This window comes from Trichodesmium erythraeum IMS101, from assembly GCF_000014265.1.
Lineage (GTDB): Bacteria > Cyanobacteriota > Cyanobacteriia > Cyanobacteriales > Microcoleaceae > Trichodesmium > Trichodesmium erythraeum.
Genome location: NC_008312.1, coordinates 4,003,364 through 4,019,182, shown reverse-complemented (window position 1 = coordinate 4,019,182; position 15,819 = coordinate 4,003,364). Strand labels below are relative to the sequence as shown.

7 protein-coding genes and 1 pseudogene are annotated in these 15,819 nt (G+C 36.7%); 5 read left to right on the top strand and 3 right to left on the bottom strand.

Annotated elements, in window-relative coordinates; genetic code table 11:
* The first annotated feature begins 22 nt into the window (after positions 1-22).
* The 3 genes from TERY_RS25280 (at position 23) to TERY_RS12425 (ending at position 5,226) form a co-directional block, all read left to right on the top strand.
* Complete coding sequence (locus TERY_RS25280; RefSeq protein WP_011612158.1) at positions 23-655, top strand: 2OG-Fe(II) oxygenase; 633 nt, start codon at positions 23-25, stop codon at positions 653-655.
* A gap of 1,257 nt (positions 656-1,912) precedes the next feature.
* Positions 1,913-3,385 carry an aldehyde dehydrogenase family protein gene (locus tag TERY_RS12430; RefSeq protein WP_011612157.1) on the top strand — a complete coding sequence of 491 codons (1,473 nt, stop codon included), beginning with the start codon at positions 1,913-1,915 and terminating at the stop codon, positions 3,383-3,385.
* 1,139 nt (positions 3,386-4,524) lie between these two features.
* Positions 4,525-5,226 carry a 1-acyl-sn-glycerol-3-phosphate acyltransferase gene (locus tag TERY_RS12425; RefSeq protein ID WP_011612156.1) on the top strand — a complete coding sequence of 234 codons (702 nt, stop codon included), beginning with the start codon at positions 4,525-4,527 and terminating at the stop codon, positions 5,224-5,226.
* A gap of 1,095 nt (positions 5,227-6,321) precedes the next feature.
* Here TERY_RS12425 and purL read toward each other — a convergent pair.
* Together purL and TERY_RS12415 are read right to left on the bottom strand one after the other, a co-directional pair.
* Positions 6,322-8,649 (bottom strand): phosphoribosylformylglycinamidine synthase subunit PurL, encoded by a 2,328-nt coding sequence (purL, locus tag TERY_RS12420; protein WP_011612155.1) that lies wholly within the window; start codon positions 8,647-8,649, stop codon positions 6,322-6,324.
* A gap of 317 nt (positions 8,650-8,966) precedes the next feature.
* The gene (locus TERY_RS12415; RefSeq protein WP_011612154.1) at positions 8,967-9,659 is read right to left on the bottom strand and encodes a Uma2 family endonuclease; all 693 of its coding nucleotides are present in this window, start codon (positions 9,657-9,659) and stop codon (positions 8,967-8,969) included.
* A 14-nt stretch (positions 9,660-9,673) separates the two neighbouring features.
* Between TERY_RS12415 and TERY_RS33015 the strand changes: the two are divergent.
* Positions 9,674-9,872 (top strand): annotated as a pseudogene (locus TERY_RS33015) (IS1 family transposase); the annotation flags it as partial.
* Between the two features lie 501 nt (positions 9,873-10,373).
* Entirely contained in the window at positions 10,374-10,739 is a 366-nt protein-coding gene (locus tag TERY_RS12410) for a protein kinase domain-containing protein (RefSeq protein ID WP_011612153.1), read from the top strand.
* 275 nt (positions 10,740-11,014) lie between these two features.
* Here TERY_RS12410 and TERY_RS33010 read toward each other — a convergent pair whose 3' ends face one another.
* Complete coding sequence (locus TERY_RS33010) at positions 11,015-14,608, bottom strand: choice-of-anchor Q domain-containing protein (RefSeq protein WP_011612152.1); 3,594 nt, start codon at positions 14,606-14,608, stop codon at positions 11,015-11,017.
* Positions 14,609-15,819 lie beyond the last annotated feature (1,211 nt).

Sequence of the window (15,819 nt, the reverse complement as noted above, 5' to 3'; positions counted from 1 at the left end):
TAAAAAGTGAAATTAAGACAATATGGTTTGGATTTATCCTCAACAAAAATATCGTCAAATTAAATATGCTTATTATGACGCTAGTCAAAAAGAGCATTTTTGTCAACCAGGTGAAAATTGGGGAGCTTTTACAGCACAAGAATGTGAAAGGGTGATTTCTTTATCAAAAGAAATGAAGTTATCAAAGGGAATTGTAGATGGAAAAATAAAGCCTGAAATTCGCCAAGTAAATGTGTGGGGTCTGAGTTATTCAGAGTCAACAAGATGGCTTTGGGAAAAGTTAATAAACAGTGTTAAATATGCTAACAATAAGTGGTGGAATTATGATATTTATGGTATCATGGATAGTATGCAACTTTTATGTTATGAAGCTAGTAAAAATCAGGAAAGTATTCAAGATCACTACAATAAGCATATAGACGTTGGAGAAGCTTATTATTATCGCAAAATTTCTATCTCAATTCAACTTTCTGACCCCCAAGATTATGAAGGTTCAGAACTGAAGTTATACACTCGAAGAGAAGCTGAAAATTTGCCAAAAGCTAGAGGAACAATGATCTTATTTCCTTCTTTTGTTCTCCATGAAGTTACACCAATTATTAAAGGAAAAAGATGGGCACTTGTTTGTTGGGTTTGCGGTCCTCAATTCCGATAGTTTGAGAAACAATAGCCTAACTTCATATAGAAATATTTATTGCCTTAAGTAAAATTCAATTTAGATTATCTAAAAATTAGTTTTTTTTTAGTTAAGTTGACTGGAATATTTTTAGGGAAATATTTGGATATCGGTGTAATACTACTGCTAAAGAACCACAATAAATTCTATTAATAACTTGTTTGAAAAATCTTTTAAAATACAGTAATAGAGCAACTTAAGTACAGAACAAAAAGCTGGAATTTAAGAATATAAAAATGTTTTATATGACTTAAACTATAATGTCTATGAAACCTGAATATTTGGGAGATTGGTTGACTACAAAAAACTTTTAAAAAAACACTTTTATTACCACGGAGCTAGAATCAAATTTTTCCTTTTATTTATCTAGGCTATATTTCAAGTTAAAAGTATTAACCAGGTACAAATAGCAACTGCATTCTCATCTAATGCCTAAGTAAGTTTTCATTACAAACCCTTACAAAGATTTTCCCTCACTTTGACATAGATACCAGAGAATTTCTCTAGACTGTAATTGCCATTATGAACTGCTCACAAAAATGGGTTTTGAGTAATTACTGAACTTAATGGCAGCTTGGAAAACATAGATACAATATTCTCATGTTAGGAATTGCTGATCACGGTTTGGCAATTCCCATAATTTGGGAGATTTTGCCGAAAAAAGGAAATTCCTAAACTACTAAACGAAGTGAATTTCACTATTATGATCGTTGCTGGCAGATTGAAATGTTGTTTGGTTGCCTTAAAATTAGAGGTTTTTACCTTGAGTCTACTCACATAACTGAAGCAGAACGTTTAACTCAAATGATATTTTTATTAATTTTAGCATTTTTTTGGGTACACTGAGTAGGTGTTTGGCTAGATGAACATCGTCTTCTATTCATCAAAAAATATGGCTGTAAGGCTCAAAGTTTTTTTTCGCTATAGTCTAGGTTTTTGGCATAATATTTTCTTCAATATACCTAGTAAAATATCTGATTTTCATAGGGTTTTAAAATTTTTGTCCTGTACTTAGGTTCATCACTTAAATTTATGAAGTTTTATCTAGATATAGTATTAGAAGTTTTGAATGTTAGACACAAGTTATTGCATAGGTTCAAATTGAGAAAAAGCAAGAAAGAGTAATTGCTGTATGTACTCAAAATTCTTAAAAATATTTAAAGTTTTTAGGATTTAAAACTATATAAAATGTAAATGGGTTAGAGTAATATTTATCACAAATTTTAGAAAAAATATATGGTAACTGCTACAAAACCAGAACAAAAAGTGAAAATTGGTCCCACTAAACTCTTAATTAATAACGAGTGGGTAGAAAGTGCCTCTGGCAAAAGGTTTGAAACTATTAACCCTGCAACAGGAGAAGTTATTTGTAACGTTGCAGAAGCAGATGCACCTGATGTAGATAAAGCTGTAATAGCAGCCCGCAAAGCATTTACCAGTGGCGAATGGCCAAAAATCTCTGCTGCCAAACGAGGGGAACTTCTATACAAATTGGCAGATTTGATAGAAAAAAATATAGAAGAGTTGGCGAGACTGGAAACCTTGGATAATGGTAAGCCATTCAAAGACTCTCTCAATACAGATCTACCTTTAGCGATCGCTTGTTATCGCTATTATGCAGGATGGGCTGACAAAGTTCAAGGTAAAACTATCCCTATTAGTGGCCCCTACTTTTGCTATACCCGCCACGAACCAGTGGGGGTTGTCGGTCAAATCATTCCTTGGAATTTTCCTCTATTAATGCAAGCATGGAAACTCGCTCCAGCATTAGCAATGGGTAATACATTAGTTATGAAAACTGCTGAACAAACACCATTGTCAGCTTTGCGGGTGGGTGAGCTGGTAATAGAAGCTGGTTTTCCTCCTGGTGTGGTCAATATTTTGTCTGGTTATGGCCCAACTGCTGGTGCTGCCATTTCCCACCATAAGGATATTGATAAAGTTGCTTTTACTGGTTCGACAGAAGTAGGTCGTTTAATTATGGAAGCTGCTGCCAAAAGTAACTTAAAGCGGGTGACTTTAGAACTAGGTGGCAAGAGTCCAAATATAGTGTTTGCGGATGCGGATATGGATGCTGCTATTGAGGGCTCCCATTTTGCTTTATTCTTTAATCAAGGTCAGTGTTGCTGTGCGGGTTCTCGTCTGTTTGTGGAAGAGAAATGTTATGATGAATTTGTTAACAAGAGTGTAGAACGAGCAAAACTTCGGATGGTAGGCGACCCATTTACTGAACGTGTGGAACAAGGACCTCAAGTTGATGAAGAACAGTTTAATAAAGTAATGAGTTATATTGAGTCTGGTCAGCAGGATGGTGCCCAGATGTTATGTGGTGGTTCAAGGGTTGGCGATCGCGGTTATTTTATTGCACCAACTGTATTTGCTGATGTGCAAGATAATATGAAAATTGCTCAAGAAGAAATTTTTGGTCCGGTGATGAGCATTATTAAGTTTAAGGATATTGATGAATTGGTAGAACGAGCTAACAACAGTATGTATGGCTTGGCTGCAGGAGTATGGACACAAGATGTGACTAAAGCTCATACTTTGGCTCATAGGCTGCGGGCAGGTACTGTTTGGGTAAATTGTTATGATGTGTTTGATGCTGCTGCGCCCTTTGGTGGTTTTAAACAGTCTGGTCTTGGTCGGGAGCTAGGTGAGTATGGTTTACAGCAGTATACGGAGATTAAGACTGTGACTATGAAGATGTAGTTGGTGATCTATTAGGGTTTGTTCAAAAAGTATCAGAGTAGGGTATCTCCCCCTAAGCTCTCCCAGGGGGAGGAAGTAGGTAAGGAGGTTGCATACAACCTCCCTACAGAGGAGTAGGGAATTTATCGCTCCCTCACTCCTCTTGGTCAAGCTGAGGTGGTAGTTGGAAGAATTGTCCTAAGATTATTCTACCTAGGCCTAATTAAAATACTAGTATCCATGAGCTCTCTGGACGGACGGAAAACTAAGCATTTTCCCAGGCTATAAAAAGGCTAAAACCAATATTAATCAATAATTTCTAACAACTGTATCATAGCAATTCTAAATCACTTGTGAAAATCACTAGTTTTCTTGAAAAATAGCTCTAGCTCCTGCTCCTTTTACTTTTTTCTTTCTGCTTTCAACATAAGTGCCTTCTAGTCGCTCATGTCTTTCACTTTTGAGATAGGATTTCTCTAAGTACAGGAAAAAATTTTCAAGCCATATGAAAATCAGCTATTTTGCTAGGTATATTGAAGAGAATATTATACCAAAAATCTAGACCATAGGGAAAAAAACTTTGAGCTTTACCCTCATCTTTTTTGACTAGCACAGGACGATGCTGATTTAAGCAAACACCTACTCAGTGTACTCAACACAGTGTCAAAGTTAATAAAAATATCATTTTAGTTAGACGTTCTGGTTCATTTATATGAGTAAACTCAAGGTCAAAAGCTCTACTTTTAAGGCAACCAAACAACGTTACCCATTTTTTCAAGCAGTCCATGATAGCAATCATAGCCTGGACAAATTCCCTAGTATCTATGTTAAAGTGGGGGGAGAAACCTTTGTAGGCGTTTGTAATTATAACTTACTTGGGCATTAGATGAAAATGCAGTTGCTATTTGTAGCAAGTTGATATTTCTCTAAGTACAGCCTACATAAATAAAGGGAGAAATTGAATTCTGGCTCCATGGCAAGAAAAGTGGTAATTTAGAAGTTATTTGTAATCAACTAATTTCCCAAATATTCAGGTTGATGGACATTATGGTTTAAGTTCTATGAAACCTTTTCCTGTTCTATGAGTCAAGCTTTTTGTCCTGTTCTTAGGAGAGTAACAGTCTTTCTAGCCTTAACTTCTTCTTATTTTTATATTAGGAATGACTCAAGACAATAAACCTAAAAACTATTCAGCATCTCCAGAAATTATATCTGGATTTTCACCTTGGCTAACTCCCTTGAGTTACTTTATTACGTCTAAGATTCTTTTGCCCTTTTATTTCCAAATAGAAGTCAGGGGTCAAGAAAAAATTCCTATTGATGAGGAGGCAATTATTCTGGCGCCGACTCATCGTTCTCGTTGGGATCCCCTAGTTATCGCTTATACCGTAAGTTTGGTTACTAAACGTTACCTGCGATATATGGTTTCCCAAGAACAAGTAGAAGGTTTTCAAGGTTGGTTTATTCGTCGCTTGGGTGGTTTTCCCATTGATCGCGAGTCACCAGGAATATCTGCTCTTCGTCATAGTGTTAAAATCCTAAAAAATCAGGAAATTTTGGTATTATTTCCTGAAGGAAAAATATATCCTGAAGATAATGAAATTCATTTTATTCAACCAGGAGTTTCCCGTATAGCATTACAGGTAATATCAAGTCGTGCTGAACTCAATCTTAAAATTGTTCCTATTAGTATTTTATACGATCATCCTGCACCACCACCCTGGCGATGTGGTGTACAGGTTAATATTGGTTCTCCTTTAGTAGTTAAAGATTATTTGGGTGATTCTACAAAGCAAGCTTCACAAGAACTTACTACTAATATAGAGCTTTCTCTAAAACAATTACACAAAAAAAGTTTTTGAAAGATCATAGATGTCGAGAAAAAAATATAATTGTAGTAAACTTTTATGTAGCATTTAAGGAATGTTTTTATATATAAAGTAAATAGTTATATTACTAATATTCAGATTTCTAATTGATCTAGAAGTGGAAGGATAGGTTAAGACATCAATTTCGGTTTTTCTAGAAATCGGGAATAGTTCAGTATCTTAAGTTTTTGTTTGATTGTTACATAATGAAAAATCATCAAAATTAGGACATAATTTGATTTGTATATTGGGCGTTAGTAAATGAAGGTATGATGAGGCAAGAATACGATAGTTAAACAGTCAGAGTTTTTTGAGTTAATGGTACAGGAAAATTTCTGAATTTAAGAAGCCTGAGTTAATAATTTTACTGAATATTCCAGCATAATTATTGAAATATATACAATTAACTATTTCTATACCAGGATCTTCATCGCTGAAGTGCCCGCAAATAAACTTATGTACCCTGGCATTATATTGTCGTCGCCCAAGTTAAATGTTATATCCATACCTTTTGTGAATTACTATGTGATAAAAAATTAGATATGTGGATGTATTTAGGACAATTTATCCTTTAATATTTCACTATAAATATTGTGAATTTAAAGACTCATATCTTAAATAACAGTTGATTGCATCATGATTAATATTGTCGATTTAGATAGTGCTAAATTGGTTCTAGTATAGTTAGTTTGAATAATTGTGAAATATTGAAAATAATCAACATATTTTAAATCTTTATGCTTAATATTTAGATATTTTGATTATAAAAACTATATTTTTTTAGTGGATTTATTTAATAAAATTAAACAAGATTTTCCCAGGATTTATTCTCTGATTACTACTAGAAAATTACTGGCATTAAAGATAGTATCTGTCTAGAAAAACTAAGAATTAGAATTAAGGTAACTTCACTAATAATGTACGTTATATGTAGTGTACTTAGGTAAGGTCCTATACAAGTTTATATCTTTTCAATATAGAAAAAACTCACTCGTGAGATTACTTTTAACTTTTTACTTCCCCCCCCCAAAGAGTAGGGGGATTAAATTTTATTTAACTTTTGTGTAGTGTTATATTTCCTACTTCAAGCTAAAAATCCAAACGTCTTTCAATAGCATTTTTAAAATGATCGCTCATTTCTCCCATATCTATATTAATCAAACACACACCCTGATTAACTAAAATTTGCAAACCACTTTCAGCATTACCCACCAGACCAATTTTCTGCCAAAAATCTGCCAAATTTTCCTGAAGATATGACTCCCAAATTATCTGATTTTCCGGCGCAATAGAAACCAAAATTCGGCAACCACCCTCACCAAACAGAAACTCATCCCATCGAAAACTAGAAAAATCAGACAATTCCCAAATAATTTCAGAGCCCAACTTCCCACTAATACAACACTCAGCTAGAGCGATCGCTAAACCACCCTCAGCACTATCATGGGCAGAACGCACCCACCCTTGTCGGATGCCATGACGACAAACAGCCTGTACCCTCCTTTCCAAATCAAAATCTACTTCGATCGGTTTACCAGCAACCACATCATGAACAGTTGCCAAATATTCAGAAGCAGCTAAAGATGCACCCACTAAATTCCCTATTAAATAGATAACATCACCCTCAGTTTGCCAACCTTGACCACAAATACTAGTAATATCAGGAACTAACCCCACCATTCCTACCACTGGAGTCGGATAAATTGCCTGGGGATGACCATCAGCATCTAAAGTCTCATTATATAAAGAGACATTCCCCCCAGTAACAGGGGTTCCCAACTCCCGACAACCTTCAGCAATACCACGACAACTCTCTGCTAGTTGCCAATATCCCACAGGTTTTTCCGGACTGCCAAAATTAAGATTATCTGTAACCGCTACAGGTTCTGCACCCACACAACTGAGATTCCTTGCTGCTTCTGCAACTACTGCCTTTGCCCCTGTATATGGATCGAGATAAACTAAACGGGAATTACAGTCAACTGTTGCAGCAACACCAGAATTTGTTATTGGGTTATTAATATTAGAAATTTGTGAGCGTAACCGAATTACAGCAGCATCAGCACCACCAGGTATTATAACAGTATTATTTTGTACTTGATAATCATATTGTTGATATACCCAATTTTTAGAAGCAATAGTTGGAGTATCTAATAAAGTCAGTAAAATATCATTCCAGGTTTGGAAATTTCCCTTAATTTCAATACCACGTTCTGTAGATGCTGGTAGTAACGCCACACTCCACTCCCAAGCTTTTCTGACATATTCTGGCGGTTCGCTCAATAACTCCCGGTGATAAATAGGAGTATTGTCTGCCAAAGCTGTAGCAGGTATTTCAGCAGCAACTTTGCCCTCAAATAAAATTCGCACAATAGGTTCTTCAATGACTGTACCTGCTACTACTGCATGAAGTTCCCAACGTTTAAAAATATCAATTAATTCTTGTTCGCGACCTTTCTGGGCGACAAATAACATCCGTTCTTGAGATTCTGATAGCAAGTATTCGTATGGAACCATACCAGTTTCTCGGACTGGTACTTTGTCTAAGTCGAATTCAATGCCCACACCTCCGTTTGTTGCCATTTCGGAGGTGGAACAGGTGATGCCAGCAGCTCCCATATCTTGCGCTGCGACTACTGCCCCTGTTTTAAATGCTTCTAGACAAGCTTCAACTAAACATTTTTCTAAGAATGGGTCTCCTACTTGCACGGCGGGGCGATCGTCTATTGACTGTGCGCTCAGTTCAGCACTGGCGAAACTGGCTCCACCCATACCGTCTCTACCTGTGGTGGAACCAACATATAAGACTGGGTTACCAATACCAGATGCACCAGATTTAACAATTTCGGGGGTTTCCATTAGTCCTAATGCCATCACGTTGACTAGGGGGTTACCTGTGTAGGCGTGGTCAAAGTAAATTTCTCCTCCTACGGTAGGCACTCCGAAACAGTTACCGTAATGAGAAATGCCGGAAATAACTCCAGTAAAAATGCGTTTGGTTTTGGCATCTTTTAGGGAACCGAAGCGCAGAGAGTTGAGTACAGCGATGGGTCGGGCACCCATTGTGAAGATGTCTCGGAGGATACCCCCGACTCCGGTGGCAGCTCCTTGGAATGGTTCGACAGCGGATGGGTGGTTGTGGGATTCAATTTTGAAAGCAAGTTGGAGTCCGTTGTCTAAGTCTACGACTCCGGCGTTTTCTCCTGGTCCAACAAGGATACGTTTACCTGTGGTGGGAAATTGTTTGAGGAGAGGCCGAGAGTTTTTGTAGCAGCAGTGTTCTGACCACATAACTCCGAACATTCCTAGTTCTGCTTTATTGGGGTGGCGACCTAAGCGGTTCAGAATTTCTTGATATTCTTCTGGTTTGATGCCTTCAGATGCTATTTCTTCTGGAGAAAAGGGAGTTTGTGACATAATTTGTAATTTGAAAATTTGAGTTAATTTTTGGGCAGTTTTATTATCTCATCAATTGTGTCAAACTTAATACAAAACAAATGGAGATCTTCGGTAAAAAAAGTCCGTGCATTTGTCTAAGCAAAGGTAGCTTGTATTTTTCCAAAAACTAATACATATTTAGCAGATAGTAAAGTTAGATTTTTCATAAAAAAATAGCAATTTTAGATTATAATATATAGTACATTAAGTGCTACAATTAGTAAATTAGCGTTGGTAACTTTCAATCCCAAATCGTGGCAATAAGCTCGGTTTCTTGTCTGGGTGCAAGTCCTGAATTAAACTAATTCAGGAAAAACTACGTCTTTATAAATTAAGGAGAGCAAACAGTAGAAATCAACACTGGTAAAGTGAACGTCTTGGTCTATTTGATTGGTAGTGGGTTCTTCTGTTGAGTAAGTTGTAAGTTCCCATTTTCCTTTGTCATTGAGTCGGTAGGTATCTATATTCATAGTTTCCGCTTCAATCATAACATATTCTTTTAAGGTATCAATATGAGGATAATTCCTGAAGTTTTTGTTTTGGTCGAAATGTGCTGTACCGGGAGACAATACTTCTATAATTAAACAAGGATGATAGACTATTTTTCTAGCGCTTAGATCGCGATCGTCACAAGTGACTATGACATCAGGATAATAAAAAGGACCTTTTTCGGAAATGCCTACTTTGGCATCTGCTATGAAAACTTTACACTCTTTACTGCAGAGGTGATTTTTCAGCCCAGAGGCTAAGTTTAATGCAATTGAGTTATGTCCAAGACTGCCCCTGGTCATGGCATAGACTTTTCCGTTAACATATTCGTATTTAATCGGTTGTTGTTCCTCCCATTTGAGATCTTTTTGGGGGTCATTGGTTAGATTTGTGGTTGGGCAATTATTGGTTCTATCTCCATATTTGGGAAATTTGAGTGGGAATGGTAGAAGGGAGTCGCTAAATTTGCTTGACTCATAATACTGACAAATATATAGCACTATCCTATCCTAATATGACCATTGTAGTTGGAGAAAATACGAGATTGAGGCACCCCAAAGCTAGATTACATAGAAAAACTCTTTGCTATTCCAAGTAATCATGAAATGTTAAAGCATTCAATTCGCTTACTCATTCATTATCTAAAATTTTTGGATGTTCCAGTTCCTTGTAAATGCTCACAGCGATCGCCTTATCCTCAAATCATACCCTAATTCACCAACGCCAAAAAATCAAATATTAAATCTAAGTTAGAACGAATCGAATTTTCCCATATTTCCAATTTTGGTTCTGATACACAAATTTTTGGTGACATTAATATCTGTAGCAAAATTTGCCCCTATCCTAAAGCAAAAAAAGCGACAAAAAGCCGATCGCCCACCACTACCAACCCAGACAATATTCAACCTAAAAAAAACCACAAGAAAATAAATGGTTATTTACCGAGTAGAATAGAGACAATAATGTTTTAAACTTAGCTACTGTTGAAATAGAAATTCCTTTCAATTAGATTTATCAAGAAGTAGATTTTTCAGACGGTGAAGAATAGCAGCTATAATTCAACAAAATTAAATTGTAAAAAATCCCTATCGGGCAACCAGAAAAATTGGTGAGGGTAGCTGTGGTGAAGTATGGGAAGTGGAAGAAAGAGGTACGAGAAAAAAAGTGATTAAAGTGATAGGTAGTTTTTGTGAAGAAAAACAGATCTGTCTATTTTGGCAAGAAGCCAAATTTTGCAGCAACTTAATCATCCTATAGTTCCCAAAGTAGTATCAGATGGATATTTTATTTGGGATGTTAAAACTAACATTTATCACTTCTTAATTATAGAAAAAATAGCAAGAGATAATTTAATAACTTGGATGTCAAAAACAGGGAAAATTTTTATTAGTGAAGAGTTAGTAATAAATTGGTTAAAACAATTATTAGAAATTCTAGATTATTTGCACAACCAGAATTATATTCACCGGGATATTAAACCTACTAATATTATAGTCAAAGCAAATCTAGATTTAGTGCCAATTGATTTTGGTACTGCGAGGAAAATTAACTATACTTATTTTTTTTGCCAAACGAAATGATAATCAACTAACAAAAGTTGCTACATATTATGCACCTCTAGAACAAATTAAGGGAAAGGTTATACCTCAATCAGAATTTTTTGGCTTTGGGGCGTACTGGAGTTTTTTTGTGAACAGGAAAAGAAGCAAGTACGTTTCCTGAAGACGATATTACAGGGGAGTTGATGTGGCAAAATAGTGCCGAGGATATTGACAAAAACGATCGCCCCTTTAATTTAAAAGAGGCGATCGCTTCAAGAATAAACTGAGATTGGAAAAAAGAGTCCTAATACTAATTAGACGATGACAAAATCACCATTATCTAGATCAGTAATATCAGTAACGCCAACCAAAGTTGCCAAAGTTTCTGTCGAGGTCTTTATGACAGTATTATTACCAGTTGAGTCAAGTTCTATTGTCAAGTCTTCAAAAGTCAGACTATCTAACAAGAAGTTATCTGTACCATCTACATAATCTAGAATCCTATCATTGCCATCGCCAGAACGTAATACGAAACTGTCAGCGTCGCTTCCACCAGTTAGACGATCAGGGTTTCGGCCACCGTCAAGAGTGTCTCGACCAGAACCACCATTGAGGGTGTCCACATCGCTACCACCGAGTAGGCTATCTGCATCCAAGCCACCGATGAGGGTATCTCGACCAGAGCTACCGATGAGGGTGTCTTGACCAGAGCCACCATTGAGAATGTCTAAACCTCCACCACCATTAAGAGCATCGTTACCATTACCACCCAAGAGGTTATCTGCACCGTTATTACCAAATAGTTGGTCGTTGCCTCCTTTACCTTCGAGTTTATTATTTCCAGAGTTTCCTCGAATAACGTTTGCGCGATCGTTACCTCTTCCTATAATATTGTTTTTTCCGAGCAGAGTCAGTTTTTCTAAGTTGTTGTTGAGATTATAGGTAACTAAAGATCTTACATGATCGTTACCTTGGTTTGCTCTTTCGATAATAATATCTTTCGTGGAATCAATTGTATAGACATCATCACCTGTACCACCTATTAAACGATCATCATCTTTACCACCATTAAGTTTATCGTTACCTGCTCCACCAATAAGAGTATCTTTACCATCACCACCCAAAAGGTTATCTGCACCGTTATTACCAAATAGTTGGTCGTTGCCTCCTTTACCTTCGAGGTTATTATTTCCAGAGTTTCCTCGAATAATGTTAGCGCGATCATTACCTCTTCCGGTAAGATTGTTTTTTCCGAGCAGAGTCAGTCTTTCTAAGTTGTTGCTGAGATTATAGGTGACTGAAGACATGACATGGTCGTTACCTTGTCTTGCTCTTTCGATAATAATATCTTTGCGGGAGTTAATTGTATAGACATCATTACCTGTACCACCTATTAAATGATCATCATCTTTACCACCATCAAGCTTATCGTTACCCGCTCCACCAATAAGAGTATCTTTACCATCACCACCTAAGAGGATATCTGCACCATTTCCTGCACCACCTATTAAACGATCATCATCTTTACCACCATCAAGCTTATCGTTACCTACTCCCCCATTAAGAGTATCTTTACCATCATCACCTAAAAGGGTATCTGCACCGTCATCACCAAATAGTTGATCATTGCCTCCTTTACCACTTATTAAATCATTTCCTCCTAAACCTTTGATCTCGTTATTCTGATCATCACCATCAAGAGTGTCATTATTAATAGTAGGAGAAATAGTTGTTGGTGTTGGTGTTGGTGTTGGTGTTGGTGTTGAAGTTGGTGTTGGTGTTGGTGTTGGTGTTGGTGTTGGTGTTGAAGACTCAAAATCAGCCTCAGTTAGCTTATCAGTTCTTGTAAAGTCAACCAAAGTTGCTAAAATTTCTGTCGAGCCAGTTACCTTAGTCTGTATAATAGTATTCTTACGGTTATCTGGGTCACGTTCTATTATCAAGTCTTTGAAAGCCAGACCATCTAAAAAGAAATTATCTGTACCATCTACATAATCTAGAATCTGATCGTTGCCATAGGTAGAACGCAATACAAAAGTGTCAGCGTTGTCTTCCCCACTTATAACATCAGGACCCCGGCCACCGTCAATAGTGTCATTACCAATACCACCATCAATTGTATCTATACTATTACCACCCATCAGACTGTCGTTGCCGTTACCACCAATAAGACTATCTCTACCTAACCCACCATCTAGGGTGTCATTACGAGGACCACCGAATAGTCTGTCTCCATCAGGACCACCGACGAGGTTATCTTCACCGGCACCACCATCAAGAGTATCTGGACCAGATGAGCCATTTAAGCTGTCGTTACCAGTCCCACCATCAAGAAGGTCTCGACCAGGACCACCGACAAGGCTGTCTCCACCGTTACCACCAAATAGTTCGTCGTTGCCAAGGTCACCCAAGAGGGTATCTGCACCATTTTCACCAAATAGTTCGTCGTTGCCTCCTTTACCATTTATGAAATCATCTCCGTCCCCGCCATCGATAGAGTTATTCCTACCATTACCGTCAAGAGTGTCATTACCAGAATTAGGTTCAGGTGTCGGTTCAGGTGTCGGTTCAGGTGTCGGTTCAGGTGTAGGTTCAGGTGTAGGTTCAGGTGTCGGTTCAGGTGTCGGTTCAGGTGTCGGTTCAGGTGTCGGTTCAGGTGTCGGTTCAGGTGTCGGTTCAGGTGTCGGTTCAGGTGTTGGCTCAGGTGTTGGCTCAGGTGCAGGTGTTGGCTCAGGTGTAGGTGCAGGTGTAGGTTCAGGTGTAGGTATGGGGTTGCCAAACTCAAAAGCACCAATATCGGCTACACCATTAAAAACGCGGGAGAAACCTGCACCACGTTGGTCAGTATCCAGATTGGAAAGATTGCTGCCAGCATTAATAGCACGACTAACATTTTGTAAAGCATGGGTTTGAGTAGGTCCCCCATTATCAGCAAGAGGATCTAGACCAGGATTAGTGACTCCTGTTATATCGCTTGTAGCATTAAATTTAGCAGCAGTGTTTCCTGTACCAATTAAGTTGTTGCCACCACTTTCTATGGCGTTACTTCCACTAGTTAATTCGTTAACGTCGCTGTTAACATTACCAGCAATAATGCTAGAGGTAACAGTTGTTGTTTGAACTCCTAAAGTAGCTAAACCACTACCTTTACCTTCAGGTGCTTGGTTATTAGTAATTGTACTGTTGGTTATTGTCGCGTTGGAGAGTCGCTGATCTTTAACATAGACACCACCACCTTCACCTGATGATGTGTTACCACTGATAGTGGAATTAGTAATATTTGTAGTGCGAACTATATAGACACCACCACCATCGCCAGTAGAAGTAAGTGTTGCGTTGTTATTGATAGTAGAGTTAGTAATATTTGTATTGCCAAATCCAACGACACCACCACCGTCATCAGTTGCTGTATTATTGCTAATAGTAGTGTTTATAATATCAGCGCTAGCTATGGAATTTATATATATACCACCACCATCAGCATTTCCACCTGATGCTGTGTTACCTGTAACTACACTGTTACTGAGCGTGAGTGCTTCATTAGTAAATATACCACCCCCATCACTTTCATTTGGCCCACTACCAGAAGCTTTTCCACCTGTGATTACAACTCCATCAATGGTAACTTGCTGCTGTGTGCTATTGTTATCATTTATATTAAATACACGAGAGTTACCTTGTGCATTTATTGTGACTCGGTTATTTTCATCCCCATCAATAGTGAGGTTTTTATTAATGATAAGTTCACTATTGCTCAAATTAATGGTTTTTCCGGCAATAGTGTCAGCAAAAATGATTGTATCTCCTGCATTAGACAAATTAATAGCTTCTCGGAGTGAGTTGCCTGTTCCTTGATCAAGACTTCCATCATTTTCATCATCAAGAGTATTAACAACAATTGTAGCCATGATTTGTTTGACTTTTCAATTTAGTTTACTGTTTAGTTATAGCATATAAGATTGGTTATCAACCGGAAAATTTTAGATTAACTTTGGTATATTTATAGCTAAAGTCACAAAAACGTTAAATGTTAAAAAAAATTGGTATGGAAATAGCTAAAACTTGTTCAAATATAGACAAGAAAATGAAAAATCACTAATAATAATTATTTATAGTTTCCCTAAAGTAGCAAATCTTATTTGAAAATTTTATCAAAAAAATGATGTTCTATTTTCGTATTGATTCAACCATAATTACCAGAACTAGTCAAATTTTATGAAATAAAGGATATCATCAAGTAAAATTTTTTGTAGTTAAAATGATTGTATTTTAGGAGTAGAAAAAATTTTTATTGGTTTTCGGAATAGAAATAATAATCAATGTTGTCGTTAGATAATAAATTCAATACCTGAACGCATAACTTGGATAATAGATAGGTGATTTTATTCAATTAAAATAATTGCTGAATTCATCAAATAATCAAATAATCAAATTAATTTTCTGCTCAAAAAATTAAAAATAATATTGTTTTAAAACCCTTATAAATTAATTATACTAAATTCTTAAAGTCAAGCTAAACATCACTTGAAATCTTAACTTTAAAGCTTGATACATTATTTTTAGAAGTGAAGTTTTAAGTTCATGAAATTGATATTACATTCATCATTTCATACTCATAACTAAAACTTTAGTAATACTATTTTTTGTCTATTAATACTATAAGAATTAGGTAATACTTTAGTTATGAAGTAATTAACATAGGCAAAATAACCTTTTTATTTTAGTACGGACAAAGCAATAGAACCTCAGTACCTCTCCACGGTCAGAGTATCAAGTGAGTCCCCTGATGAATAGCCAAGTAGAAAAGTTTTTGAGAAATGGTTAAGTTAGGATTTGCTGATTAATATCAAAGCATTGACAAATAAAGACTAAAGCTTTTTTAGGGTCTAGTAGGTCAAAAAAATACCTGATTTTCTGTCCATAAAGCTCACATAAGTTAGCATTTTGGGCTGACCATAGCAGAAAAACCAAGGGACAAAAATATCCGACTACGTCCTCTACAAATTCCTACTTTATAGGGAGGTGGCATACAACCTTGCGACCTACTTCCCCTCCTGGGAGCTCCCACTCCTTAAAAAAACCTTTTGAGGAAGCCCTAATTAAGCTTGTTAAGATCCTG

What these genes read in the sequence shown, in the direction of transcription:
- purL (WP_011612155.1), bottom strand. Translation starts at nt 8,649, where the DNA reads ATGTCACAAACTCCCTTTTCTCCAGAAGAAATAGCATCTGAAGGCATC.
- TERY_RS12430 (WP_011612157.1), top strand. Translation starts at nt 1,913, where the DNA reads ATGGTAACTGCTACAAAACCAGAACAAAAAGTGAAAATTGGTCCCACT.
- TERY_RS33010 (WP_011612152.1), bottom strand. Translation starts at nt 14,608, where the DNA reads ATGGCTACAATTGTTGTTAATACTCTTGATGATGAAAATGATGGAAGT.
- TERY_RS25280 (WP_011612158.1), top strand. Translation starts at nt 23, where the DNA reads ATGGTTTGGATTTATCCTCAACAAAAATATCGTCAAATTAAATATGCT.
- TERY_RS12425 (WP_011612156.1), top strand. Translation starts at nt 4,525, where the DNA reads ATGACTCAAGACAATAAACCTAAAAACTATTCAGCATCTCCAGAAATT.